Origin of the sequence: Rhodococcus sp. T2V (assembly GCF_029269925.1) — a bacterium.
Lineage (GTDB): Bacteria > Actinomycetota > Actinomycetes > Mycobacteriales > Mycobacteriaceae > Rhodococcus_F > Rhodococcus_F koreensis.
The window spans coordinates 271,856-295,693 of sequence record NZ_JARJBD010000002.1; the positions used below are offsets into that span (position 1 = coordinate 271,856).

The window sequence follows — 23,838 nt, forward strand, 5'->3', positions numbered from 1 at the left end:
CCCCTGCAGGAGGACCCCATGGCCGCCGGATCGACCACCGCCGCCAGGGCTCTCCTGCCCGTCATGTGCTTCGTCGTGATGATTGTCGCCGTTCTGCAGACACTGGTGGTACCGATCGTCGGGACCATCGGCGCGCAACTCGACGTCGGCCCCACCGCCGTCGGCTGGCTCCTCACCGCGAATCTCCTCGCGGCCGCGACCGCGACACCCGTCCTCGGCCGCCTCGCCGACCTCCGCGGAAAACGACCGGTCCTACTCGGGGTGCTCGTGGTGGTGCTGCTGGGGTCCCTGATCGGTGCGGTGTCGACGTCCGTGGGGGTACTGATCTTCGCGCGCGTACTCCAGGGTGTGTCGTTCGCGCTGTTCCCCATCGGCATCGCGGTGCTGCGCGACGAACTTCCGGCCGAGAAGCTGACCGGGGCGATGGGGATCTTCTCCGGCACGCTCGGTTTCGGCGGATGTTTCGGCATCGTCCTCACCGGTGTGCTGGTCTCCGACGGCGCCGACTTCCACCGCGTCTTCTGGCTGTCCTCGGCCATCACCGCGGCGGGACTCGTCCTCGCCTGGATCGCCATCCCCCGCCGCCCGCGCGCAGGCACGGGTTCCATCGACTGGATCGGCGCGGTCGGTCTCGCCGCCGGCCTGGTCCTCGTCCTGCTCCCGCTCGCCGAAGGCGGCACCTGGGGCTGGACGTCGCCCGTCACGATCGCCAGCGGAGTCGCCGGGATCCTGGTTCTGATCGGCTGGTTCCTCTTCGAACGCCGGATCACCGATCCACTCGTCGCGCCTCGGCTGCTGACCAACCCGCCCGTCCTGGTCACCCATCTGTCCGCCCTGGTGGTGGGCATGTCGATGTTCGTGATGTTCCTGGGCAGCTCGTACTTCGTCCAGACGCCGCGCGCGGTCGCCGGGTACGGCTTCGGGGCCACCGTCCTCGAGGCCAGCACCGTGTATCTGCTGCCGGGCGCGATCAGCGGCGTCCTCGCGTCGATCCTGAGCGGAAGACTGATCCACCGCTTCGGTTCCCGCGCCGTCCTGATCGCCGCGAGCGTCGTCGGGGTGAGCGGTTTCGTCGTGTTCGTCTTCGCCCACGACCGCACGTGGGAAGTCATCGCGGCGATCGTCCTGATCAACACGTACATCAGCCTCGCCTACGCGTCCCTGCCGTCGCTGCTCGTGGCCGAGGTGCGGCAGGACGAGACCGGCGTCGCGAACAGCATCAACTCGATCGCCCGATCCGTGGGCAGCTCGGTCGCCAGCGCGCTGCTCGCGACCCTGCTCGCCGGGGTCACCCTCCCCGGGACGGACGTCCCGACCGAATCGGCGTACGTGATCGCGTTCGTCGTCGGCGCGACCGCCGCCGCCCTCGCCGGACTGCTGCCGTTCTTCGGGATCACCCGCACCACCCGCACCCCGTCCGACGAGGAGGAGGACGAGGTCCACGCGACCGCCCTCGCCGCCGAGTGGGGCACGGTCGGCGGTCTCGGCGGAGCGAACACCAGCCGTCCGGCTGAGCGCACCACCCCTGTCAGCGGGTGAGGTTCGCCCCCGAGTTCTGATCGAACAGGGCGATCTTCGCCCGGTCGAACCACAGTTCCACCGGCCTGCCGTGCACCGCGGTCGACTCGGCCGACAACCGGGCCACCAGCTGACCACCCCCTGCGACCGCGGTACCCGAGTCGGCGGCGAGCTCCTCGAGTTCCCGGGAGTTCACCTGCGGCCCCTCGGCCGTGAAATAGGCGTACTTGTCCGAGCCCATCGACTCGAGCACCTCGACGTTGGCCGTGAACGTGGCGCCGGACTCCCGCTGCCCCGCATCGACGAGCGCCACGTCCTCGAAGTGCTCGGGACGGATCCCCACCACGACGTCCTTCGCCGAATTCGACGACGCGACCTTGTCGCGGGTCTCCGGCGGCAGCGTGAACTCGCCGAGCGGCGTCGACACCCCGTCGGCGGTGAGCTGTCCCGGGAAGAAGTTCATCGACGGCGAGCCGATGAATCCCGCGACGAACAGGTTGTTCGGGTGGTCGTACAACTCCTGCGGCGCCCCGATCTGCTGGACCACCCCGCCGCGCAGCACCACCACCCGGTCGCCGAGCGTCATCGCCTCGGTCTGATCGTGCGTGACGTAGACCGTGGTGGTGCCGAGTCGCTGTTGCAGCCGGGCGATTTCGGTGCGCATCTGCACACGGAGCTTGGCGTCGAGATTCGACAGCGGCTCGTCCATCAGGAACGCCTTGGGGCTGCGGACGATCGCCCGGCCCATGGCGACCCGCTGCCGCTGGCCGCCGGACAGATTGGCGGGTTTGCGGTCGAGGTGCTGGGTGAGGTCGAGGATCTTGGCGGCGTCGTCCACCTTGGCCGCGATGTCCGACTTCGACATCTTCGCCAGGGTGAGCGGGAACGCGATGTTCTGGCGCACCGTCATGTGCGGGTACAGCGCGTACGACTGAAACACCATGGCGATGTCGCGGTCCTTCGGCGCCTTCTCGTTGACCCGCTCCCCCGCGATCCGCAGCTCACCGGACGAGATGTCCTCCAGCCCGGCGATCATGTTGAGAGTGGTCGACTTTCCGCAACCGGACGGCCCGACCAGGATGATGAATTCACCGTCGGCGATCGTGATGTCGACGTCGCTCACCGCCTTGGCGCCGTCCGGGTACAGCTTCGTCACCTTGTCGAGCACGATTTCGGCCACAAAATTATCCCTTCACTGCGCCGGAGGTCAGGCCGGCCACGATGCGTCGTTGGAAGAACAGCACGAAGACGATGATCGGGATCGTGATCACCATCGCGGCCGCGGCGATCGAGCCGGTCGGCTCCTCGAACTGGGAGGCGCCGGTGAAGTTCGCGATCGCGGCAGGCGCGGTGATGGAACGTTCCGTCGAGGTCAGCGAGATCGCGAACAGCAGATCGTTCCAGCAGAAGATGAAGACCAAGATCGCGGCGGTCACGATGCCCGGCGCCGCCAGCGGTGCCACCACCTTCCGGAACGCCTGCGCCGGCGTGGCGCCGTCCATCTTGGCCGCCTTCTCCAGCTCCCACGGGATCTCCTTGAAGAAGGCGGACAGCGTGTAGATGGCCAGCGGGAGCGCGAACGTGATGTACGGCAGGATCAGGCCCGCCCAGGTGTCGAACAGCCCGAGCCTGCGCTCGATGTCGAACAGCGGGCTCACGAGGGAGATCTGGGGGAACATCGCGATCAGCAGCGCCACCCCGACCAGCAGTTTCTTTCCCGGAAAGTCGAGGCGGGCAATGGCGTAGGCGGCCATGGTGCCGATGACGACGGCGATCACCGTGGAGATGAGACCGATGCCGATGGAGTTGATCAGCGCGCTGGTGAACGCGTTGGTCTCGAAGATGCCGCGGTAGTTGTCGAGGGTCCACTTCTGCGGAATGAACTTGCCGTCCTTGATCGTTCCCGCGGGTTTGAACGAGAGGCTGGCGATCCACAGCACCGGGACCAGCGCGTACAGCAGGACCAGCAGGTTGACCACGGACCAGCTGATCTTGCGGCGAGGAGTGTCGACGACGGCCATGGTTATCGGTTTCCTTCCGTGTCGGCCCCGGGAGCCGACGCACCGAAGAGCTTGATGAACACGAACGCGAGCAGCGCGACACACAGGAAGATGAGGACGCTGATCGCCGAGCCGATACCGAGGTTGAACGCCTTGAACAGGTTGTCGTAACCGAGGATCGACAGTGACCCGGTGTCGTTGGCGCCCTTGGTGAGAACGTAGATGTTGTCGAAGATCCGGAACGCGTCGAGCGTGCGGAACAGCAGCGCCACGAGGATCGCGGGTTTCATCAGCGGCAGGATGATCCGCACCAGCCGCGTCCACGCCCCGGCGCCGTCGACCTGCGCGGCCTTGAGGAGGTCGTCGGGAACGAGAGCGAGCCCGGCGAGCAGCAGCAGCGCCATGAACGGCGTCGTCTTCCACACCTCGGCGAGCACGATGATCGCGAGCGACGGAATCTGCTCTGTCAACGGGGCGCTGCCGTCGGGCAGCAGGTTCGCGAGATACCCGGTTCCCGGCGTCCACGCGTAGTACCAGCTGTACGCGGCGGCGACGGTGACGATGCCGTACGGAATCAGCACCACCGTCCGGACGAGGCCCTTCCCCACCAGCGTCCGGTGCATCACGAGCGCCAGGATCAGGCCCAGGACGAACTCGATCACCACCGACACGACGGTGATACCCACCGTCACCCAGAACGCCTGCCACCAGTACCCGTCCGTCAGCACCGACACGTAGTTGGCGAGTCCGACGAACTTGCGGTCGTCGGGGAAACGGAGGTCGTAGCGTTGCAGGCTCAGCCACACCGCGTACACGACGGGATAGGCCGTCACCGCGATCATGAGGATCGCGGCGGGGGCCACCAACCACAACCCCAGCCGGCGTTCGGCCCGCTTCCCCTCCGAGAGCTGGCCCTTGGACGCGGCTTTCGGCTCCTCGGCCCGGTCCGCCTGCACGGTTTCGGTCGTCACGGGATCAGCCCTTCCGAGTTGACCGCCTTGCGGACCTGTTCGGCGAGTTCGTCGACGGTCCGCGGCGGGTCGATGTCACCGACCGGATTCAACGTGGCGGTGATCAGGGTCGAAATGCTCTGGTACGCCGGGGACACCGGGCGGACGGACGCGGTGTCGAGGCCCTCCCGCACCTCACGCCACGCGGGATACGCCTCCTGGAACGCCGGGTCGTCGTACAGGCTCGCCAGCGTCGGCGGCACACCGCCGTTGACGGCGTTGTTGCGCTGGTTCTCCTCGTTCCGCAGGCAGGACACCGCCTCGAACGCCAGGTCCGGGTGCTGACTCGTCTTCGCGACCGCGATGTTGAATCCGCCGATCGTCACCTCGGCGGGCCTGCCGGGGATCACCGACGGGTACGGCGCAGGCAGGAAGTTCTGCTGACCGTCGACCGTGAGCACCGTGTTGCTGGTGTCCACGGACGTCGGGTTGCCCTTGTCGTCGATGAACGGGAGGTCGCCCTTCTCGGCGTTTTCGATCATGCCCGGCAACACGAACGGCCAATTGACCTCGAACGCGGCCTTTCCGCTCTCCATCCCGAGCCGGGACGACGCCTCGTCGCCCTGGGAAACCGACGGGTCGGCACCCTTCGCGGTGGCGACCCGCTTCATGACCTCGAGCGCCTGCAGGGCGGCGTCACCGTCCGCGACCGTCACGGTGGTCCCGTCGTCGGCGACGACGGACCCGCCCGCACTCGCGAGCAGGGTGTTGAACCACACCATCAGGCCCTCGTACTGCTTGCCCTGCACCCCGATCCAGCTGGGGCGGCCCTCCGCGGCGAGTCCCTCCGCGATGTCGATCATCTGATCCCACGTCTGCGGCGGCTGCCCGTCCGGCATGAGGTCCTTGCGGTACCAGAGCAACTGGGTGTTGGTGTTCAACGGTGCGGCGTACAGCTGGTCCTGCCACTTGGCCGATTCGAGCGGGCCTTCGAGCGTGCCCTCGGTGACCTCGGCCGCGATGCCGGGGGGGAGCGGCAGCGCCCAGCCCGCCTCGGCGAACTCGGCGGTCCACACCACGTCGAGCGTCATGATGTCGAGTGACGTGTCGTTGCCGGTGAGCCGGCGGGCCAGCTGGAGGCGTTGATCGTCCGCGCCCTTCGGCAGCGTGCGCTGCTCGATGGTGTACCGGCCGCCGGCCGCGGCCGTGCAGTTGGCCGCGGCCTCCGCGTACTGTTCGGCGCCGTCCGCGGCGGTGTAGAAACTGAGGACGATGCCCTCTTCGGACGACCCGCATGCAGCCAGCAGGGGAACGGTGAGGACGGTGGCCGCACCGATCAGTCCCCACTTCAGCGAGCGTCCGGGCTTGGTGCGATGCAGCACAGCCGCCTCCTCGAACGGCCCTCACGGATCCAGTCGCGGTACGGCTGGGCACGCGGGCCCGCACATTGGTTCCTGCCGGAACACGCGCTCCACCGACAGGTCACGGTTTCGGCGAGGGCCGGGGCCCACGCATTGCGCCGTAAACCTATCCGACATCACCGGCGAACCGGGTGAAATCACGGCGAACGTCGCGAATAGGACGCAATCCGTGACCCGACCGCGACCCGCCGATCGACGTGGTCGCGCCGATCAGAGCGCCAGCTTGGCCAGCATGTCCCTGGCCGTCTCCGCCGACTTCGGCTCGCACAGCACGTCGTACCGCCCGGCGACCAGCTGCATGGTCGACGCGAAATCCCGGGTGCCCCGCGTCGCCGCGTACGGGATCGTCGTGGAGATCAGCCCGAAGATGATGCCGCCGACGATGCCGACGACGAGCGGCGCCAGGAAGCCGCCCGTGACGATGCCCAGCAGCAGACCGAAGAACACACCGAGCCACGCGCCCGAAACGATGCCCCCGCCAATCACTTTCGCCCAGGTGAGGCGGCCCAGCACCCGCTCCACCTGCATGAGGTTGACCCCCACGATGGTGACGTCCTCCACCGAGAACTCCTGATCGGAGAGGTAGTCGACGGCGCGCTGCGCCTCCGCGTAGGTGGGATACGAACCGATGGGCCAGCCCGTGGGGGGTTCCGGCAGAGCCCCACGCCGCGCCCCGTTGGACTGTCCGAGTGGATTCGTCATCGTCAGCTGGTCTCCTTGTGTGGTTACCGCAGGATCTGTCCTGTGAGAACCATTCTGCCTGCCGAGACTAGTTCGCGTCGGGTCGCACGAACTCGGTGGTCCGTTTCATGCCCGCGGCGCGCCCCTTGGCGGAGATCACGAGCGCCATCTTACGACTCGCCTCGTCGATCATCTCGTCGCCGAGCATCACGGCACCGCGACCGCCGCCCGCCGCGGACGTGTGGAACTCGTAGGCGTCCAGGATCAGTTCGGCCCGGTCGTAATCGTCCTGGCGGGGGCTGAACACGTCGTTCGCCGCCTCGATCTGGGTGGGATGCAGCACCCACTTGCCGTCGAAGCCGAGCGCGGCCGTGCGCTGCGCCGACCGCCGGAACGCCTCCACGTCGCGGATCTGGAGGTAGGGGCCGTCGATGGCCTGGACCCCGTGCGCGCGGGCCGCCATCAGGATGGTCATCAGAATGTGGTGGTAGGCATCGCCGCGGTCGTAGCCGTCCGGCTGCTCCCCGACGACCAGCGTGCGCATGTTGATGCTCGCCATGAAGTCGGCGGGACCGAACACCAGGGTCTGCACGCGCGGGCTCGCCGTCGCGATCGCGTTGATGTTGGTGAGCCCGATCGCGTTCTCGATCTGCGGCTCGATGCCGATCCGGCCGACCTCGAGCCCGTTGGCCTTCTCCACCTGGGTCAGCAGCAGGTCCAGAGCCTGAACATGGCTGGCGTCCGGCACTTTCGGCAGCAGGATCGCGTCGAGGTGGGCACCCGCCCGCCCCACGACCTCGACGACGTCGGCGTACGTCCACTCGGTGGTCCAGTCGTTGACCCGGACCACCTTGATCTGCTCACCCCACCCGTCCTCGGCGAGCGCGTCCCCGATGGTGCCGCGGGCTTCCTGCTTGGCGAGCGGTGCCACCGCGTCCTCGAGATCGAGGAAGATCTCGTCGGCGGGCAGCCCCTTCGCCTTGTCGATCATCTTGCGGCTGCTGCCCGGAACGGCGAGAACAGATCGCCGTGGCCTGTAGACGGAACTCATGACGGACGATCCTCCACTTTCGCAGGTGTTCGATTCCCTGTATCTCTGTACAACGATCTAGCCTGGCAATCATGGCAGCTGCGAACAAGGTTTTTGCAGCCAGGCTGGCCGGCCTGGTGGTACTCGGCCCCGACGGGGAATCGATCGGCCGCGTCCGGGACGTGGTGATCACCGCCCGCGTCGGCAGGCAGCAGCCGCGCGTGCTCGGGCTGGTCATCGAATTGTTCACGCGCAAACGCATCTTCGTCCCGATGCTCCGCGTCACCGCGATCGAACCCAGCTCGGTGACCCTCACGACGGGCAACGTCAGTCTCCGCCGATTCCAGCAACGGCCCGGCGAGGTCCTGGCCCTCGCTCAGGTTGCGGATTCCCACGTGCGCGTGGACGACCCGGAACTCGCGGAACTGTGGGACGCCGACATCATCGTCGTCGACCTGGGCATCGAGCAGACCCGCACCCGGGACTGGGTGGTGTCGAAGGTGGCGGTGCGCGGGCACCGCGGCAGGCTCGGCCGTCGAGCCGCCATGCACGTCGTCGGGTGGCAGCACGTCCAGGGCCTCACGCAGACCGACCTGGCGATGCCCGGCCAGGGCGTCTCGGCCCTGCTCACGCAGTTCGAGGGGATGCGCGCCGCCGATGTCGCGAACGCGATGCGCCTCCTGCCGGAGAAACGCCGCCACGAACTCGCCCTCGCACTCGACGACGAGCGCCTCGCCGACGTCGTCCAGGAACTGCCCGCCGACGACCAGACGGATCTGCTCATGCACCTCGAGGTGGAGCGGGCCGCCGACGTCCTCGAGGCCATGGACCCCGACGACGCCGCCGACCTCCTCGGTGAGCTTCCCGAAACCGAGGCCGAATCGCTGCTGCAACTGATGGATCCGCAGGACTCCGAGCCGGTCCGCCGCCTGCTCGAGCACTCGCCCGACACCGCGGGCGGACTGATGACTCCCGAACCGGTGGTCCTCACCGCATCGACGACGGTCGCCGAGGCCCTGGCCCGCGCCCGCATCTCGGACGTCACTCCCGCCCTCGCGAGCATGGTGTTCGTCGTCCGTCCGCCGACCGCGACACCGACCGGCCGCTACCTGGGATGCGTCCACCTGCAGAAACTGCTGCGCGAGCCGCCCGCGAGCCTGGTCGGCGGACTACTCGACACCGACATGCCGCGGCTGGCGCCGGAGGACTCCCTGACGGCGGTGACGCGTTACTTCGCGACCTACAACCTGGTGTGCGGGCCCGTCGTCGACGACGAGGAACACCTGATCGGCGCGGTCACCGTCGACGACGTCCTGGACCATCTCCTCCCGGAGGACTGGCGTGAAGAGGAGATCGACGTATGAGCGAGAAGTCCCCCAGCGCGGCCGCCAGGAACCTGTCGGACCGGCAGCGACTCGACACCCCGCGCGGCACCCGCCGCTTCCGGGTCACGTACGACGTGGAGGCCGTCGGCCGGGCCAGCGAGAACTTCGCCCGGTTCCTCGGCACGGGCCGCTACCTGATGATCCAGACGGTGATCGTGATCGTCTGGATCGTCGTCAACGTCTTCGCCGTCCGCCTGCAGTGGGATCCCTACCCGTTCATCCTCCTCAACCTGGCGTTCTCCACCCAGGCCGCCTACGCGGCGCCGCTGATCCTGCTGGCACAGAACCGCCAGGAGAACCGCGACCGCGTCTCCCTCGAGGAGGACCGCTCCCGCGCCGAGCAGACGAAAGCGGACACCGAATTCCTCGCCCGGGAACTGGCCGCGCTGCGCATCGCGATCGGCGAGGTGCCCACCCGCGACTACCTGCGGCGCGAACTCGACGAGATCAGGACGCTGCTGGCCGACGAGGAAGACACGCGCACCCGGCGGAAGTGACGCCGGCGAATCCCCCCAAACTCCGGCACGGCCAATCACGGATATGTAACGTCAGTCACATCTTCTCGGATGTATGCGGTGTGCACAGACGAAGAGCACCGCAGGGGGTGATCGAGTGCGGATACGTGGACTGTTGACGGTGACTGCCCTGACCGTGGGCGCAGTTGCCACCCTCGGGTCCTCGACCGGCGGTTCCGCGATCAGCGGCGCATCCGTGAGCGCCACCGCCTACTCGTCCACCGGTGCGGCGACCGCCCTCGCAGCGTCGTCGGTCACGCCGGGAAGCACTCCCCCCGCCGCGTACCTCCCGCCCGCGGGAATCGTGGCTCCCACAGCGCGGGTCGCACGATCGCAGCGGGCCGCGCCCCCACCGCCCGCCCCGGCACCCGCCGTGACAAATCCCACATCTCCCATATCTTCCACGTCGCCGTCCGGCACCGGTCTCATCGCCGCACCGGTGATCTTGAGCGCTCTCGGCATCCCGGAGATCGTGCTCAACGCGTACCGGTCCGCGGAACTCGAGATGATGGCGGAGTCCCCCAAGTGCGGTCTGCCGTGGCATCTGCTGGCCGGCATCGGCCGCATCGAATCGGGGCACGCCGGCGGCGGCCGGACCGACTCGGTGGGCACCACGATCACCCCGATCCTGGGTCCCGTTCTCGACGGCAGGCTGGCGGGCAACGAGATCATCCGTGACACCGACCGCGGCGCCACGGACGGCGACCCCGCGCACGATCGCGCCGTCGGACCGATGCAGTTCATTCCGTCCACGTGGGCCAAGTACGCGTCGGACGGCAACGCCGACGGCGTGGCCGATCCCAACAACGTGTTCGACGCGACGCTGGCGGCGGCCCGGTACCTCTGCTCGGGCGGCCTCGACCTCCGCGATCCGCTCCAGGAGACCCGCGCGGTCCTGCGCTACAACAACTCGGCCGCATACGCCGCCAACGTCATCACCTGGTCGAACGCGTACAGGAACGGGGGAACTCCGACACCGGGCCAGCTGGCGGAGTCGGCCTCGCCGTCGCCCGGACGGGTCGCCGACGCTGCCGCTGCCGCATCGGACCTCCCCCGTGATCTCGCGACCACCCCGCAGCCGTCGACGGGCGGTGCCGCTGCCCCCACGACGCCCGCTCCGGCCCCGCCGATTCCCGGGCTCCCGCCGCTGCCACAACTGCCCTGCCTGCTCTTCTGCCCGCCCGCCGATCCGTCGGCTCCCGCGGCCGCCGTGCCCGGCCCGGGAGCCCCCGCTCCGGTCGCGCCCCCGGCCACCGCTCCGGCTGTCACCGCTCCCCGGTAATCACCGCCGCGTCCGCCGCGCGACCTGCCCTCTCGCAGGGCGCGCGGTGACGCGTGCGGGTCGCCGGGTTCGTGTGCTGTCGACCCGCTCACCTCTTCAACAGCCCACGCTGCGTCCTGGCGTGACCTTGCCGTGTTCGTTACCCTCGCTCACGTGCGCTCCGAGTAACGGAACCCTCCGATACAAGTCCGTTTGATCACGGTTGAATAACGGAAAGATATCGAATCAGGTAGCCTCGATCCGGTCAGTTGAACGGAACACCCCAAGACGGGGGTCGCAGGAGGCAATCGAGTGGGTCGGCACAACAAGAAGACGGATTCCCATATCCGCCGCAATTCGGTCATCGCGCTTACCGGACTCGTCCCCATCGGACTGATCACCGCAGCCAACACGGCCGGCGCCGCACCCAAGGTCCCGTTCCTGTCCACGAGTTCCTCGTCGGAGGTCGCCGACGTCGCCCAGGAGGCGACCGACACCGCACCCGAGGCCGCAGAAGCCGTCACCCCCGTCGCGGAGACCGCCGCCGAGTCCGCACCCGCGGTCGAGGCAGCGCCCGCGCCGCCGGCACTCGCACCCGTCCAGGCCACGCCGCCGCTCCCGACGAGCATCGCGCAGGGCGCACTCGGCATCCCCGCCGTCAACGTCGCGGCCTACCAGAACGCCGAACGCATTCTCGCGGTCGAGCAGCCGGGTTGCGGCATGTACTGGACGCTCATCGCCGGGATCGGCCGCGTCGAGTCCACACACGCCTACGACGGCAAGACCGACGACAAGGGCAACATGCTCAACCCCGTCCTCGGCCCGGTCCTCGACGGCAGCCTCGGCGGCAACGCCGTCATCCGCGACACCGACGGCGGCAAGCTGGACGGCGACACCAACTACGACCGCGCCGTCGGCCCCACCCAGTTCCTGCCCGAGACCTGGAACCGCTACGCGGGCGACGGCAACGGCGACGGCGTTGCCGACCCGCAGAACGTCTTCGACTCCGCGCTGACCACCGGAAAGTACTTGTGCGACGGCGGATTGAACGTCAAGGATCCGATTCAGGCGGCGAAGGCCGTGCACCGGTACAACAACTCCGCCGCCTACGTGGCCAACGTGCTCGCATGGTCCGCCGGCTACTCCAGCGGGATCATCCCGGCGGCTGCGGACCTGCCGCGCATCCACTGAGCGCACATCCTTACCATTGAGTCATGCCAGTCCTGAGCGAGTCCGCTGTACGTAGCGCCCTGGCGCGCGTCCAGGATCCCGAGATCCGGAAACCGATCACCGAACTCGGGATGGTCAAGAGCATCGACATCGCGGCCGACGACAGCGTCGACATCGCGATCTACCTGACCACCGCGGGCTGCCCGATGCGGACCGAGATCAGCGACCGTGTCACCAAGGCCGTGGCGGACGTCCCCGGCGTCGGTGCGATCCGCGTCGAACTCGACGTGATGAGCGACGAGCAGCGCACCGAACTCCGCAAGTCGCTGCGCGGAGACTCGGCCGAGCCCGTCATCCCGTTCGCCCAGCCCGGTTCGCTCACCCGCGTCTACGCGGTCGCGTCCGGCAAGGGTGGCGTCGGCAAGTCCAGCGTCACGGTCAACCTGGCCGCCGCGCTGGCCGCCCGCGGACTGTCGGTGGGCGTGCTCGACGCCGACATCTACGGCCATTCCGTGCCCCGCATGCTCGGCACCGACGCCAAGCCCACACAGGTCGAACGCATGATCATGCCGCCCGTCGCGCACGACGTGAAGATGATCTCCATCGCCCAGTTCACCCAGGGCAACACCCCGGTCGTGTGGCGCGGACCGATGCTGCACCGCGCGCTGCAGCAATTCCTCGCCGACGTCTTCTGGGGCGATCTCGACGTCCTGCTGCTCGATCTGCCGCCGGGAACCGGCGACGTCGCCATCTCCGTCGCGCAGCTGATCCCCGGCGCGGAGATCCTCGTCGTCACCACCCCGCAGCAGGCCGCCGCCGAAGTGGCCGAGCGCGCCGGTGCCATCGCCCTGCAGACCCGTCAGCGCATCGTCGGCGTCGTCGAGAACATGTCCTGGATGGACATGCCCGACGGCAGCCGGATGGACATCTTCGGTTCCGGTGGCGGTCAGGCCGTCGCCGACCGCCTCACGAAGGCGGTGGGCGCGAAGGTGCCGCTGCTCGGGCAGATCCCGCTCGAGCAGGCCGTCCGGGAGGGCGGCGACGGCGGCGTCCCCATCGTCCTCGGCCAGCCGGATTCCCCGGCCGCGACGGCACTCCGCGACATCGCGGAGAAGCTGGCCGTCCGCAAGCGCGGGCTCGCCGGAATGTCGCTGGGGATCGACACCACCCGGCACCTCTAGGCGCTCCGCGCCCGTGCGCCTTTCTGGTTGCTCCAGCAACCACAAAGGCGCACGAGCCCGAGGGGCCTACGTGGCGTCGAGGTCGATCGGGGGGCGCTCGCCCGCCGTGAGCGGCTTGTTCTGCGGAGCAGTGGGCGTCGACGGATCGGCGCTGACGGCCTTCGTTCCCGGGTTCGACTTGTCGAACGACACCGAACTCGGCTTGTCGAAGTTGCCGGTGAGAATCGAATCGTCACCGTCGAGAAGGTGTTTGGTGATGACGGCACGCGGCGTCATTCCGCGGAGCTGATTGAGATCCGCCAGCGGCTTGCGGAGATCCTCGAACTCCGGGCCGAGTTCGTCCTTGAGTTGCTGGCTGGCGCCGCTCGCATACTCACGGACCTGCCTCAGTGACTTCGTAACCCAGCTGATCGCACCCGGAAGCCGCTCGGGTCCCAAGATAACCAGAGCCGCGACGAGGAGGACCATGAACTCGCCCCAACCAATGTTGCCGAACACGTGGTCAGCCTACTGTGCGGTGCGGGTGCATGCCCAGGTGGCGGAGCGATTTCACAGCAACCTCTCGAGTCAGTCGGAGGCCGGGGTCACGTCGACATCGACGAGCCGGCCCTCGCGAATCAGCTGAACCCGGACGGGCTCGCCGATTTTCTGCAGGTTGACGGCGACGACCAACTCGTCGGCGCTCGTGACCGTGCGGTCGCCGACCTTGACGATGACGTCGTTCTCGACGATGCCCGCCCGCGCGGCCGGGCTGTCCGAGCGGACGTTGGCCACCTGGGCTCCGCTGGTGTTGTCGTTGACGACGGTGCGGGCGTTGACGCCGATGTCCGGGTGATGCATCTGCCCGTCCCGGATGAGGGTCTGAGCGACCGTGGTGACGTCGTCGATGGGAATCGCGAAGCCGAGACCCACCGAGCCACCGGATTCGCTGAGCATGGCGGTGTTGATGCCGATCACCCGGCCGGTGTCGTCGACGAGCGCGCCGCCCGAGTTGCCGTGGTTGATGGCGGCGTCCGTCTGGACGGCGTCGATGACGGCATTCGTGTCGGAGCCCTCGCCGGACAGTCGCATCGGGCGGTGCAGGGCACTGACGATGCCTCGGGTGACGGTCTTGCTGAGTCCGAGGGGCGAACCGACGGCGACGACGTCCTCACCGACCTGCACGTCCCCGGACCTGCCGAGTTCTGCGACCGTCAGATTGTCGGCGGAGACCTTGAGCACGGCCAGGTCGGTCTTGATGTCGCGACCGACGATCTGGGCGTCGGCCTTGGTTCCGTCGGAGAAGATCACCTGGATCTTGCCGCCGTCGGGGGCGGTGGCGGCGGCGGAGATGACGTGATTGTTGGTGACGATGTAACCGGCGCCGTCGATGACGACACCCGAACCGGTACTGCCCTGGTCGCCGACCGCCACCTGGATGGACACGACGGAGGGCAGGACGGCGTCCGCGACCTGCGCGACGGGCGACTGGCCGAGGTCCTCGTCGCCGCCCTGGACGAGGGTGACGCTGTCGCTGGTCAGCGAGCTGCGATCGGCGGTGATCACTGCGGCGAGCAGGCCACCGACCAGACCGATCGCGAGCGCGATTCCGCCCAGCGCGGCGAGCGCTTTCGGCGCCACCTTGCCGCCGAACAGGACCTCTCGGGCGCTGAGAGCGGGGGCGGGCGGTCGCGAGTGTTCCGTGGCGTGCAACGCCGGGGAGCCGAGTTCGACACCCGCTGCGGGGTCGCGCCACGGGTCCGCGGGCGGGGCCTCGACTGCCGGGGCGGCGATCTTGCGGTGGGGATCGCGCTGAATGGTGTCGACCTCGCCGTCCGGGCGGCCGAACGCCTCCGCCAGCACGGGGTCGGGTGCACCGACCTTCATCGAGGGTTCGCTCTCACGCCGGGCATCCGACGGAGCGAAGGAACCGGTGACGCCACCCGGTCGGCCGAATGCGCGACTGGACGCCGCATCGATCTGCGGCCGGTAGACGGGTCTCGGATCGAGCCGTGGGGCGTCCGCTGGACGCAGCGTGCCCGACTCGTCCGCCACGGGACCGTCGGGCGCCGCCGCATCGGAACCCGGAGTCTTGTAATCCGCCGTCACGCTGTCGTGTCCCCCTCGTGTGCGTCAGTCACGCGCCCCAGTATCACCGATGCCCCGCCGGGCGGGGACACCGCCGTCGTCGGTCCGGCTGCGCTCAACGGCGCCAACGCCGGGACCAGATCCGGCTGGTGATCGAGTACTCGCTCGTGACCGGCGAATCCGGGGTGTGGGAGTCGAACGGGGACTTGTCGGCGGGCTCGCCCTGGTTGCAGCTGGGGATCTGACTCAGCAGACCCAGCAGACCCGAGGGCATCGCGACGTCACCGCTGCGACGCAGAGCACGCCGCGCCTGCTGCTGGGAGTCGACCTCGAACGCACACTCGGCGCAGATCGACAGGTGGTGGGCGGCGCGCAGATAAGCGGACATGCGGAGTTCACCGTCGACGAAGGCGGCGATCGCCTCACTCGCCAAGTGTTCGGTGGAGCCAAACTGGCGAGGTACACGCCCCTGCGTCATTCGTCCCTCCTGGTAACTACCCGACGCCGATCTGATCGGAGTCAACCTTTCCGTTCACAGCTAGATGCTCGCGCAGAGCCTGCCTGCCGCGGTGGATGCGGCTACGCACGGTTCCGAGCTTCACACCCAGTGTGGCACCGATCTCCTCGTAGGACAGTCCTTCGATGTCACACAGCACGACCGCGGCGCGGAACTCCGGGGCCAGCGAATCGAGCGCTGCCTGCAGATCGGCGTCCAGGCGGGCGTCGTGGTAGATCTCCTCGGGGTTCGGCCCGTCGGCCGGGACCCGATCGTAGTCCTCGGGGAGCGCTTCCATGCGGATGCGGTTCCGGCGGCGGACCATGTCGAGGAAGAGGTTGGTGGTGATGCGGTGCAACCAGCCCTCGAACGTGCCGGGCTGGTAGTCGGACAAGGATCGGAACACCCGGATGAACGTGTCCTGGGTGAGATCCTCGGCGTCCTGCGCGTCGCCCGACAGCCGGTAGGCCAGCCGGTAGACTCGGTCGCCGTGCTCGCGGACGAGTTCGTCCCACGACGGCATGGCGGACTTCTCGCCTGTGGCATCGAACACAGCGGTGCCCGTCAGCTCGGCGTCCGACAGCTGCTCGTCGGTGTTTCTCTCGTCTGGAGCCATCGTGTGGTTGCTCATCGAGTTAAGTGGATCCTCCTACTCAGGACCGCAGATCACTGGACGTGGTATAGGCGTCAACTCCCGGGAGCCGGGATTTGTTCCCGGGCTCTCGGACTTTTCCTCCGTCGTCGTGATCTCCCCGCCGGGCGGTCTTCGGATCTGGCGTTGGGCTTACTCTTTCCCACCCCGATATGTGTGCGGTGTGAGCAAGCTGAGGTATTCCTGAGAATCGCGCCGGGCCGGGTCACGGCATTGTTGTCGAGCGCGCCTCGCAGCGGCGATGACGAGACCCCGTTAGCCTCATGTGCGTGCAGACAAACGCCGAACGGATACTCACCCACGCAGAAGGGGCTGTCCGTGAAGACGAGGCCCTCGGTGCGGCCAGGGAGCGGGCGGACGACCTCGGTGCCGAACCGGTACCTCCCGCGGTCGGTGCTGCGCTCGCCCTGTTTGCCCGCATGCTGGACGCCAAGACGGTCGTCGAGGTCGGCACCGGCGCGGGTGTGAGCAGCCTGTGGCTGCTCCGGGGCATGCGCGAGGACGGCGTCCTCACCACCATCGACAGTGAACCCGAGCACCAGCGGGCCGCCAAGCTGTCGTTCCGGACCAACGACATCGCACCCGCCCGGACGAGGCTGATCAACGGCCGGGCGCTCGACGTCCTGCCGCGACTCGCCGACGGGGCGTACGACCTGGTGTTCGTCGACAGTGCACCGGTCGACCACCCGCACTACGTCCGCGAAGGAGTTCGGCTGCTGCGCCCGGGCGGCGCGATCGTGCTGCACAACGCGCTGCACGGCGGCCGGGTCGTCGACCCGAGCCAGCGGGACGCCGCGACCGTCGCCGTCCGCGAGGCCGCCAAGGCGCTCGCCGAGGACGACAAGCTGATCCGGGTGTTGCTGCCGATCGGCGACGGCCTGCTCTGCGCGTCCAAGCTCTGACGGGCCGCGTCCGCTAGATCCAGACGCCCTTGCCGATGGCCACGACTCCGCCGTTGCTGACGGCGAAGCGCTGCTTGTCGCGCTCGAGGTCGACGCCGATGATCTCCCCGTCGCCGACGACCACGTTCTTGTCGAGGATCGCGCGGCGCACGACGGCGCCCTTGCCGATGCGCACACCCGGCATCAGGACGCTGCCCTCCACGGTCGCGCCGCTGTCGACCATCACATTGGAGCTGAGCACGGAGTTGCGCACCGTCGCCGCCGACAGGATGCACCCCGCCCCGACCACGGACTCCTGCGCGAGGCCGCCCTGCACGAACTTGGCGGGCGCCAGGTTCTCCGTCTCGCCGCGGATCGGCCAGCGCCGGTTGTAGAGGTTGAAGATGGGGTGGACCGACACGAGATCCATGTGGGCGTCGTAGAACGCGTCGAGCGTTCCCACGTCCCGCCAGTAGCCCCGGTCGCGGTCGGTGGCGCCGGGGACGATGTTGTCCTTGAAGTCGTACACGGACGCCTCGCCGGCCTCGACGAGCGCGGGGATGATGTCGCCGCCCATGTCGTGGTCGGAGTCGGAGTTCTCGGAGTCGGCCCGGATGGCGTCGACGAGCACCTTGGTGGTGAACACGTAGTTACCCATCGACGCGAACGTCATGTTGGGGTCGTCCGGGGTTCCCGGCGGATGCGCCGGCTTCTCGAGGAACTGCACGATGCGGCCCGACTCGTCGCTGTCGATACAGCCGAACGCGAACGCCTCGCTGCGCGGCACCCGGATCCCGGCCACCGTCACTCCGGCGCCCGACTCGATGTGGTGCTGCACCATCTGCTCCGGGTCCATCCGGTACACGTGGTCGGCGCCGAACACGACGATGTACTCGGGATCCTCGTCGTAGACGAGGTTCAGCGACTGCAGGATCGCGTCCGCGCTGCCGGTGTACCAGCGCGGACCCAGACGTTGCTGCGCGGGAACGGGAGTGATGTACTCCCCCGCGAACCCGGACAGTCGCCACGTCTGAGAGATGTGGCGGTCCAACGAGTGCGACTTGTACTGCGTCAGAACACACAGGCGGAGGTATCCCGCATTGACCAAATTGCTGAGCACGAAATCGATCAACCGGTAGGCGCCTCCGAAAGGCACAGCAGGCTTCGCCCGATCCGCGGTGAGCGGATAGAGACGTTTGCCCTCGCCGCCGGCGAGCACGATTCCAAGCACATGTGGCTGGCTCCTCACCCTGTCAACCTATCGGGCGGCCACTCCCCCCGCCAGCGAAGCGCCGACTCACAATTTCTCCGATACCCGAATGTGTCCGAGAGCGGTGGCCCGAAGCCGCCCGGACGGTTACGTTAGGCCGGTGCGGGTGGCGATGATGACCAAGGAATACCCACCGGAGATCTATGGCGGTGCGGGTGTACACGTCACCGAACTGGTTGCTCAGTTGAAGCAGCTGTGTGAGGTGGACGTGCATTGTATGGGTGCTCCGCGCGTCGGGGCGGTCGTGCACACCCCCGATCCCGCGCTGGCCGGGGCCAATCCGGCGCTCGCGACGCTGTCCACCGAATTGCGTATGGCGGACGCCGCAACGGGCGCCGACGTCGTGCACTCGCACACCTGGTACACCGGCCTGGCGGGCCATCTGGCGTCCGCGTTGTACGACGTGCCCCACATCCTCACCGCTCACTCTCTCGAGCCGCGGAGGCCGTGGAAGGCGGAGCAACTGGGCGGCGGCTACCGCATCTCCTCGTGGTCCGAGCGCAACGCCGTCGAGCACGCCGATGCGGTGATCGCCGTGAGCGCCGGGATGCGACTCGACGTCCTCGACGCGTACCCGTTCGTCGACCCGCACCGGGTCCACGTGGTGCGCAACGGGATCGACACGTCGGTCTGGCACGCAGGACCCGCAGGTCCGAGAGACTCCGCCCTCGCGAAGATCGGCGTCGACCCGGACCAGCCGATGGTGGCGTTCGTCGGCCGCATCACGCGGCAGAAGGGCGTCGGCCATCTGATCGCCGCAGCACACCACTTCGCGCCCGAGATCCAGCTGGTGCTGTGTGCGGGAGCCCCCGACACCCCGGAGATCGCCGCCGAGACCGAGCAGGCCGTCGCCGCCCTCGCGGCGCACCGTGGCAACGTGTTCTGGGTGCGTGAAATGCTCCCCACCGAACAGGTGCGGGAAATCCTGTCGGCCGCAACCGTCTTCGTGTGCCCGTCCGTGTACGAGCCGCTGGGGATCGTCAACCTCGAGGCCATGGCCTGCGAGACCGCGGTCGTGGCGTCCGACGTCGGCGGCATTCCGGAGGTGGTCGAGGACGGGGTCACCGGCCGTCTGGTGCACTACAACTCGTACGAGCCGGAGGCGTTCGAGCAGGCGCTGGCCGAGTCGGTCAACGCGATCACCTCCGACGTCGGCACCGCCGAGGCCATGGGCAAGGCCGGGCGGGCGCGGGCGATAGCCGAGTTCTCCTGGGCGGCCATCGCGCAGCAGACCCTCGACGTCTACCAGGACGCGCTGTCGCGCCGCTGACGCTCAGAGCCGGGTGTAGGTGGACACCGTCACCGACGCCGTCACCGGATATTCCTGCGGCAGCGCCGCGATCGAGGATGCGCGCCGCTCGGATGTCAGGTGCCGCGCCGACGGCCCCATCCCCACCAGGCGGGTCACGTCGAGGTGCGACAACGACATCTGGTACTCCACCGCCACGTGGCCGGTGCGCTCGAACCGCCCGGACATCGCGGCCCCGAGCCGCTCGACCTTGCGGTCGTCCACCCGGACCATGCCGAGCAGGTCCACGAGTTCCCCCAGGTGCCGCTCCGTGGGCGTGAGGACCACAAGGGAGCCGTGCTCGGCCAGCACCCGGTGCGCCTCGTCGGCGTTGCGGGGCGCGAACACGCACAGGACGTGGCTGAGGACATGGTCGCGCACCGGAAGGTGTTGCCACACGTCGGCAACCACCGCCCCCGCACGCGGGTGGGCCCTGGCGATGCGACGGGCCGCGTACTTGGACACGTCCAGCCCGATTCCCCGGCCGGTCGGGGTGGCGTCGAGGACGCGCGCCAGGTAGTGGCCTGTGCCCGCGCCGATCTCGAGGATCCGGGGATCGTCGCCGGCCCCGGCGCCCGCCACCACCGCGTCGGCGACGGCATCCATCAGCGGGTCGAAGCTGCCTCCGCCGAGGAAGTCCGCACGTGCGGCGATCATTTCGGGGCTGTCGCCGTCGAACTTGCCGCCGGCCCCCGTCATCAGGGTGACGTAGCCCTGACGCGCCACATCGAAGGTGTGCCCTGCATCACACAGGATCGCGCCTTCGTCGAGTTCCACCGGCGACCGGCACTGCGGGCAGGCCAGCAGGTCGGTCACATCGGCCAGCACGAACGTTCGCCTCCCTGTTCCGGACACGGAACAGGCCCCGCACCGAGAACGGCGACGGGGCCTGCCCTGTGAGGTTCTCTCCGCACTCGACTAACTGGTGACGCCCTTGAGCTCTTCACCGAGTGCGGCAGCTTCCTCCGGGGTGAGCTCGACAACCAGACGTCCACCACCCTCGAGCGGAACCCGCATGACGATTCCTCGTCCCTCTTTGGTTGCTTCGAGGGGACCGTCCCCGGTCCGGGGCTTCATGGCCGCCATCCTCTGCTCCCTCCAGATCTGCGCTGCCTGCTTGCGCCTCGACAAATTTTGGCACCCCGCCAACACTCGGCGAGGCTTGTGACATCCATTCTTCCCTATGGACACGAGTACCGGGAACCTGAGTCACGAATACGCAGGTTCACCGGCAATTCAGGCAGTGATCGGGACCCAGCAGCCGACGACGTGGTCGTCGACCATCCCGGTGGCCTGCATGAGTGCATAAGCGGTGGTAGGACCCACAAACTTGAACCCCCGGCGCTTCAATTCCTTCGCCATCGCGGTGGACTCGGGCGTGACGGCAGGGACGTCGTTCACGGTGGCAGGCCGGCTCGGGCGCGGCGGCGGGGCGAACGACCACAGCAGCGCGTCCAGGTCGGTGTCCGACAACTCCAGCAGGGCCCGCGCGTTGCTCACCGACGCCTCGATCTTGGCCCGGTTCCGGACGATCGACGCGTCCCCGAGCAGTCGCTCCACGTCCCGTTCCGTGTACCGTGCGACCGCCTCCGGATCGAAGCCGGCGAACGCGGCCCGGAAGGCCTCGCGCTTGCGGAGAATCGTGATCCACGACAGTCCGGACTGGAACGCTTCGAGGCACAGCCGTTCGTACAATTCGTCGCGGCCGTGCAGTGGACGACCCCATTCGAGGTCGTGATAGTCGCGGTACAGGCTGGACCCGTCCGAGTCGACAGCCCACGCGCACCGCACCCTGTCCTCGGCGCTCACCGGGCGTCACCCGGATCGTCGGACTCGGCTTCGACCGTTGCCAACCGTTCACGCAGCGAATCGATTTCGCGACCCAGGCGGGCCAGCGCCCAGTCGACCTCGCTCGCCTTGTACCCCCGCAGCGTCTGCTGGAATCGCAACGCCTCCACGTCGGCGCCCGTCACACCGTCGGCGGGCAGGGCCGTGAGTGTGGTACCGGGCGGCAGGGGCGCGAGTTCCTCGGAGCGGCCGAACACCGCACTGGCGGCGAGGAACAGCATCGCGCCGACGAACGCCATGACGAGCAGATAGAGCAGGGCTGTCACCATGCTCCGATCCTGTCACGGACGTCCGACAGCCTCCCGCGTCAGGGGCGCCCGGTCAGGGGCACACCGTGTTCATCGGCGGACGATCGGCCAGCGCGACGTCCGTCGTCGTCGGCACGAAGGAGTCGCCGTCCACCAGGAACTGGGTCAGACCCGCCCCGGAGTCGGGCACCCCGCAGCGCCGCATCATGGTGCCGATGATCTGCCTGCTCATCACCCCGAGTTCGGACAGCGGACGGTTCCGATGCTTGCGCACCCCCAGATTGACCTGGCCGATCGCACCGAGGCCGAGACGGTCGTACGTGTCGAGCAGCAGCCCGATCTCGACGCCGTAGCCGGGGGCGAACGGAACTGCCGACAACAACTCCCGGGTACCCGCGTACTCGCCGCCCAGCGGCTGCAGCACGCACGTCAGCTCCGGCCGGAGCGACGCCAGCATCGGGCGCGCCACGAGTTCGGTCACCCGGCCGCCGCCATTGGCGTCCTCCGTCCCGCTGACCCGGAGCGGGCGCCGGTAGTAACCCTTCACGAGATGGATGCCGTCGGCCGTCAGCAACGGTCCGAGCAGCTTCGGGACGAACGCCGGATCCGGGTTGATGAGATCCGAGTCGACGAAGGCGATGAGGTCGCCGGTGCTCGCGGCGACGGAACGCCACAGCACCTCCCCCTTGCCCGCGACGGGCGGGAAGGCGGGCACCGCCTCCTCCCGGCTGATCACCGTGGCGCCCGCTGCGCGTGCGCGTTCCGCCGTCAGATCCGTCGACCCGGAATCGAGCACGATCAACTCGTCCACCAGCCCGCCGAGCAGCGGGTGGATCGTGTCCACCACCGCGGCGACGGTCTCCTCCTCGTTGAGCGCGGGCAGGACCACCGACACGGTGCGCCCCGCCTTGGCCCGTTCGAGTTCGGCGATGCTCCACGACGGCTGGTCCCAGCTGTTCGCCTCGGCCCAGGAACGCGGGGCGCGCTCCTCCGCCAACATCGTGCGGGCCGCCCGGGCCCCCACGGCACTCATGCCAGCCCCCGCACGGTGCGGGACGGGGCGCGTCGGCCCTGAATCGCGGCCACCATGTCCACCACTCGGCGCGTGGGGGCAACTTCGTGGACACGGAAGACTCGGGCGCCTCCCGCGGCGGCCATAGCTGTCGCTGCCAATGTTCCCTCCAACCGCTCGACGAGATCTACCCCTAGAGTCTCCCCGACGAAGTCCTTGTTGCTCAGCGCCATGAGCACTGGCCATCCCGTATTTACAAGATCTTCCACTCGCCGCAACAACTCGAGCCCGTGATAGGTGTTTTTCCCGAAATCGTGGGTCGGATCGATGAGGATCGAGTCGGCGGGCACACCCAGCCGGGCCGCGTTCTCGGCGGCCGACACCACTTCGTCGAGGACGTCCGCGACGACGTCGGCGTAGCGGACGCGGAACGGCCGGGTCCGTGGGACCGCTCCCCCAGTGTGCGAACAGACGATGCCGGCACCCGTCTCCGCGGCCACCTCGACGAGCGCCGGGTCGGCGCCCGCCCACGTGTCGTTGATCAGGTCGGCGCCCTCGGCGACGGCCAGCCGGGCCACGTCGCTGCGCCAGGTGTCGATGCTGATGAGCAACTCCGGATAGCGTCCGCGGATCGCGGCGACGAACGGCACCACCCGCCGGATCTCCTCCGCCGAGTCGACGACGTCGCCGGGCCCGGCCTTCACGCCGCCGATGTCGACGAGGTCGGCGCCCTCGTCCACGGCCCGCTCGACCGCCGACATCGCCGCGGAGTCGGTGAACGTGGCGCCGCGGTCGTAGAACGAATCGGGTGTCCGGTTCACGATGGCCATCACCAGCGCACGGTCGACCGCCACGGGCCGCCCGCACAGCGTGGGCGACGGACGGTCGGGCGCGGGCGGTACGTCTCTCTCGGCCATGTCACCAATATTGGCACGCAGCAAAACGAAACCACCCGTGAGTACTT

General features: G+C 68.5%; 24 protein-coding genes and 1 pseudogene. 8 read left to right on the forward strand and 17 right to left on the reverse strand.

Annotated elements, in window-relative coordinates; translation table 11 throughout:
• Positions 1 to 18: 18 nt before the first annotated feature.
• Positions 19 to 1,559 (forward strand): annotated as a pseudogene (locus P3H15_RS03365) (MFS transporter).
• Here P3H15_RS03365 and P3H15_RS03370 read toward each other — a convergent pair.
• From P3H15_RS03370 to P3H15_RS03395, 6 genes are all read right to left on the reverse strand, one after another.
• Complete coding sequence (locus P3H15_RS03370; protein ID WP_276135935.1) at positions 1,529 to 2,698, reverse strand: ABC transporter ATP-binding protein; 1,170 nt, start codon at positions 2,696 to 2,698, stop codon at positions 1,529 to 1,531. The pseudogene P3H15_RS03365 and the gene P3H15_RS03370 sit on opposite strands and share 31 nt — an antisense overlap.
• 4 nt (positions 2,699 to 2,702) lie before the next feature.
• Positions 2,703 to 3,539 carry a carbohydrate ABC transporter permease gene (locus P3H15_RS03375; RefSeq protein WP_276135936.1) on the reverse strand — a complete coding sequence of 279 codons (837 nt, stop codon included), beginning with the start codon at positions 3,537 to 3,539 and terminating at the stop codon, positions 2,703 to 2,705.
• Positions 3,540 to 3,541: 2 nt separating this feature from the next.
• Complete coding sequence (locus tag P3H15_RS03380; RefSeq protein ID WP_276135937.1) at positions 3,542 to 4,489, reverse strand: carbohydrate ABC transporter permease; 948 nt, start codon at positions 4,487 to 4,489, stop codon at positions 3,542 to 3,544.
• A complete protein-coding gene (locus P3H15_RS03385) occupies positions 4,486 to 5,850 on the reverse strand; it encodes an ABC transporter substrate-binding protein (RefSeq protein WP_276135938.1) in 1,365 nt (454 codons plus the stop codon). Before P3H15_RS03385 ends, P3H15_RS03380 begins: the two co-directional genes overlap by 4 nt.
• 249 nt (positions 5,851 to 6,099) lie before the next feature.
• Positions 6,100 to 6,591, reverse strand: a complete 492-nt coding sequence (locus P3H15_RS03390; RefSeq protein WP_015889781.1) for a general stress protein — start codon at positions 6,589 to 6,591, stop codon at positions 6,100 to 6,102.
• Between the two features lie 67 nt (positions 6,592 to 6,658).
• A complete protein-coding gene (locus P3H15_RS03395) occupies positions 6,659 to 7,621 on the reverse strand; it encodes a CoA ester lyase (RefSeq protein ID WP_072949602.1) in 963 nt (320 codons plus the stop codon).
• Positions 7,622 to 7,692: 71 nt separating this feature from the next.
• On the opposite strand from P3H15_RS03395, the gene P3H15_RS03400 reads away from it, so the two are divergent.
• From P3H15_RS03400 to P3H15_RS03420, 5 genes are all read left to right on the forward strand, one after another.
• On the forward strand, positions 7,693 to 8,964 hold the full coding sequence (locus tag P3H15_RS03400; RefSeq protein ID WP_276135939.1) for a CBS domain-containing protein: 1,272 nt from the start codon (positions 7,693 to 7,695) through the stop codon (positions 8,962 to 8,964).
• Positions 8,961 to 9,482, forward strand: a complete 522-nt coding sequence (locus P3H15_RS03405; protein ID WP_276135940.1) for a DUF1003 domain-containing protein — start codon at positions 8,961 to 8,963, stop codon at positions 9,480 to 9,482. Before P3H15_RS03400 ends, P3H15_RS03405 begins: the two co-directional genes overlap by 4 nt.
• Positions 9,483 to 9,597: 115 nt before the next feature.
• The gene (locus P3H15_RS03410; RefSeq protein WP_276135941.1) at positions 9,598 to 10,782 is read left to right on the forward strand and encodes a lytic transglycosylase domain-containing protein; all 1,185 of its coding nucleotides are present in this window, start codon (positions 9,598 to 9,600) and stop codon (positions 10,780 to 10,782) included.
• Between the two features lie 291 nt (positions 10,783 to 11,073).
• Positions 11,074 to 11,952, forward strand: a complete 879-nt coding sequence (locus P3H15_RS03415; RefSeq protein WP_276135942.1) for a lytic transglycosylase domain-containing protein — start codon at positions 11,074 to 11,076, stop codon at positions 11,950 to 11,952.
• A 23-nt stretch (positions 11,953 to 11,975) separates the two neighbouring features.
• The gene (locus tag P3H15_RS03420) at positions 11,976 to 13,112 is read left to right on the forward strand and encodes an Mrp/NBP35 family ATP-binding protein (protein WP_276135943.1); all 1,137 of its coding nucleotides are present in this window, start codon (positions 11,976 to 11,978) and stop codon (positions 13,110 to 13,112) included.
• A 66-nt stretch (positions 13,113 to 13,178) separates the two neighbouring features.
• Here P3H15_RS03420 and tatB read toward each other — a convergent pair whose 3' ends face one another.
• From tatB to sigE, 4 genes are all read right to left on the reverse strand, one after another.
• Positions 13,179 to 13,610 carry a Sec-independent protein translocase protein TatB gene (gene tatB / locus P3H15_RS03425; protein ID WP_276135944.1) on the reverse strand — a complete coding sequence of 144 codons (432 nt, stop codon included), beginning with the start codon at positions 13,608 to 13,610 and terminating at the stop codon, positions 13,179 to 13,181.
• 69 nt (positions 13,611 to 13,679) lie between these two features.
• Complete coding sequence (locus P3H15_RS03430; RefSeq protein ID WP_276135945.1) at positions 13,680 to 15,200, reverse strand: S1C family serine protease; 1,521 nt, start codon at positions 15,198 to 15,200, stop codon at positions 13,680 to 13,682.
• A gap of 94 nt (positions 15,201 to 15,294) precedes the next feature.
• Positions 15,295 to 15,657: an RNA polymerase subunit sigma-70 gene (locus tag P3H15_RS03435; protein ID WP_276135946.1), complete on the reverse strand. Its 363-nt coding sequence runs from the start codon at positions 15,655 to 15,657 to the stop codon at positions 15,295 to 15,297.
• A gap of 16 nt (positions 15,658 to 15,673) precedes the next feature.
• Positions 15,674 to 16,306 carry an RNA polymerase sigma factor SigE gene (gene sigE, locus P3H15_RS03440; protein ID WP_005239257.1) on the reverse strand — a complete coding sequence of 211 codons (633 nt, stop codon included), beginning with the start codon at positions 16,304 to 16,306 and terminating at the stop codon, positions 15,674 to 15,676.
• A 284-nt stretch (positions 16,307 to 16,590) separates the two neighbouring features.
• Here sigE and P3H15_RS03445 point away from each other — a divergent pair, with 284 nt between their 5' ends.
• Entirely contained in the window at positions 16,591 to 17,229 is a 639-nt protein-coding gene (locus P3H15_RS03445; protein ID WP_072949622.1) for an O-methyltransferase, read from the forward strand.
• 13 nt (positions 17,230 to 17,242) lie between these two features.
• Here P3H15_RS03445 and glgC read toward each other — a convergent pair whose 3' ends face one another.
• On the reverse strand, positions 17,243 to 18,457 hold the full coding sequence (gene glgC / locus P3H15_RS03450; RefSeq protein WP_005239253.1) for a glucose-1-phosphate adenylyltransferase: 1,215 nt from the start codon (positions 18,455 to 18,457) through the stop codon (positions 17,243 to 17,245).
• Between the two features lie 121 nt (positions 18,458 to 18,578).
• On the opposite strand from glgC, the gene glgA reads away from it, so the two are divergent.
• Positions 18,579 to 19,748, forward strand: a complete 1,170-nt coding sequence (gene glgA, locus P3H15_RS03455; RefSeq protein WP_276135947.1) for a glycogen synthase — start codon at positions 18,579 to 18,581, stop codon at positions 19,746 to 19,748.
• 3 nt (positions 19,749 to 19,751) lie between these two features.
• Here glgA and P3H15_RS03460 read toward each other — a convergent pair whose 3' ends face one another.
• From P3H15_RS03460 to folP, 6 genes are all read right to left on the reverse strand, one after another.
• A complete protein-coding gene (locus tag P3H15_RS03460; RefSeq protein ID WP_276135948.1) occupies positions 19,752 to 20,594 on the reverse strand; it encodes a putative RNA methyltransferase in 843 nt (280 codons plus the stop codon).
• A gap of 90 nt (positions 20,595 to 20,684) precedes the next feature.
• Positions 20,685 to 20,852 carry a DUF3117 domain-containing protein gene (locus tag P3H15_RS03465; protein ID WP_003936084.1) on the reverse strand — a complete coding sequence of 56 codons (168 nt, stop codon included), beginning with the start codon at positions 20,850 to 20,852 and terminating at the stop codon, positions 20,685 to 20,687.
• Between the two features lie 150 nt (positions 20,853 to 21,002).
• A complete protein-coding gene (locus P3H15_RS03470) occupies positions 21,003 to 21,575 on the reverse strand; it encodes a DNA-3-methyladenine glycosylase I (protein WP_072949628.1) in 573 nt (190 codons plus the stop codon).
• On the reverse strand, positions 21,572 to 21,883 hold the full coding sequence (locus P3H15_RS03475) for a DivIVA domain-containing protein (protein ID WP_276135949.1): 312 nt from the start codon (positions 21,881 to 21,883) through the stop codon (positions 21,572 to 21,574). The genes P3H15_RS03470 and P3H15_RS03475 overlap by 4 nt, the downstream gene beginning before the upstream one ends.
• Positions 21,884 to 21,935: 52 nt before the next feature.
• A complete protein-coding gene (locus P3H15_RS03480; RefSeq protein ID WP_276135968.1) occupies positions 21,936 to 22,862 on the reverse strand; it encodes a glucosyl-3-phosphoglycerate synthase in 927 nt (308 codons plus the stop codon).
• A 29-nt stretch (positions 22,863 to 22,891) separates the two neighbouring features.
• Positions 22,892 to 23,791 (reverse strand): dihydropteroate synthase, encoded by a 900-nt coding sequence (folP, locus tag P3H15_RS03485; RefSeq protein WP_276135950.1) that lies wholly within the window; start codon positions 23,789 to 23,791, stop codon positions 22,892 to 22,894.
• Positions 23,792 to 23,838 lie beyond the last annotated feature (47 nt).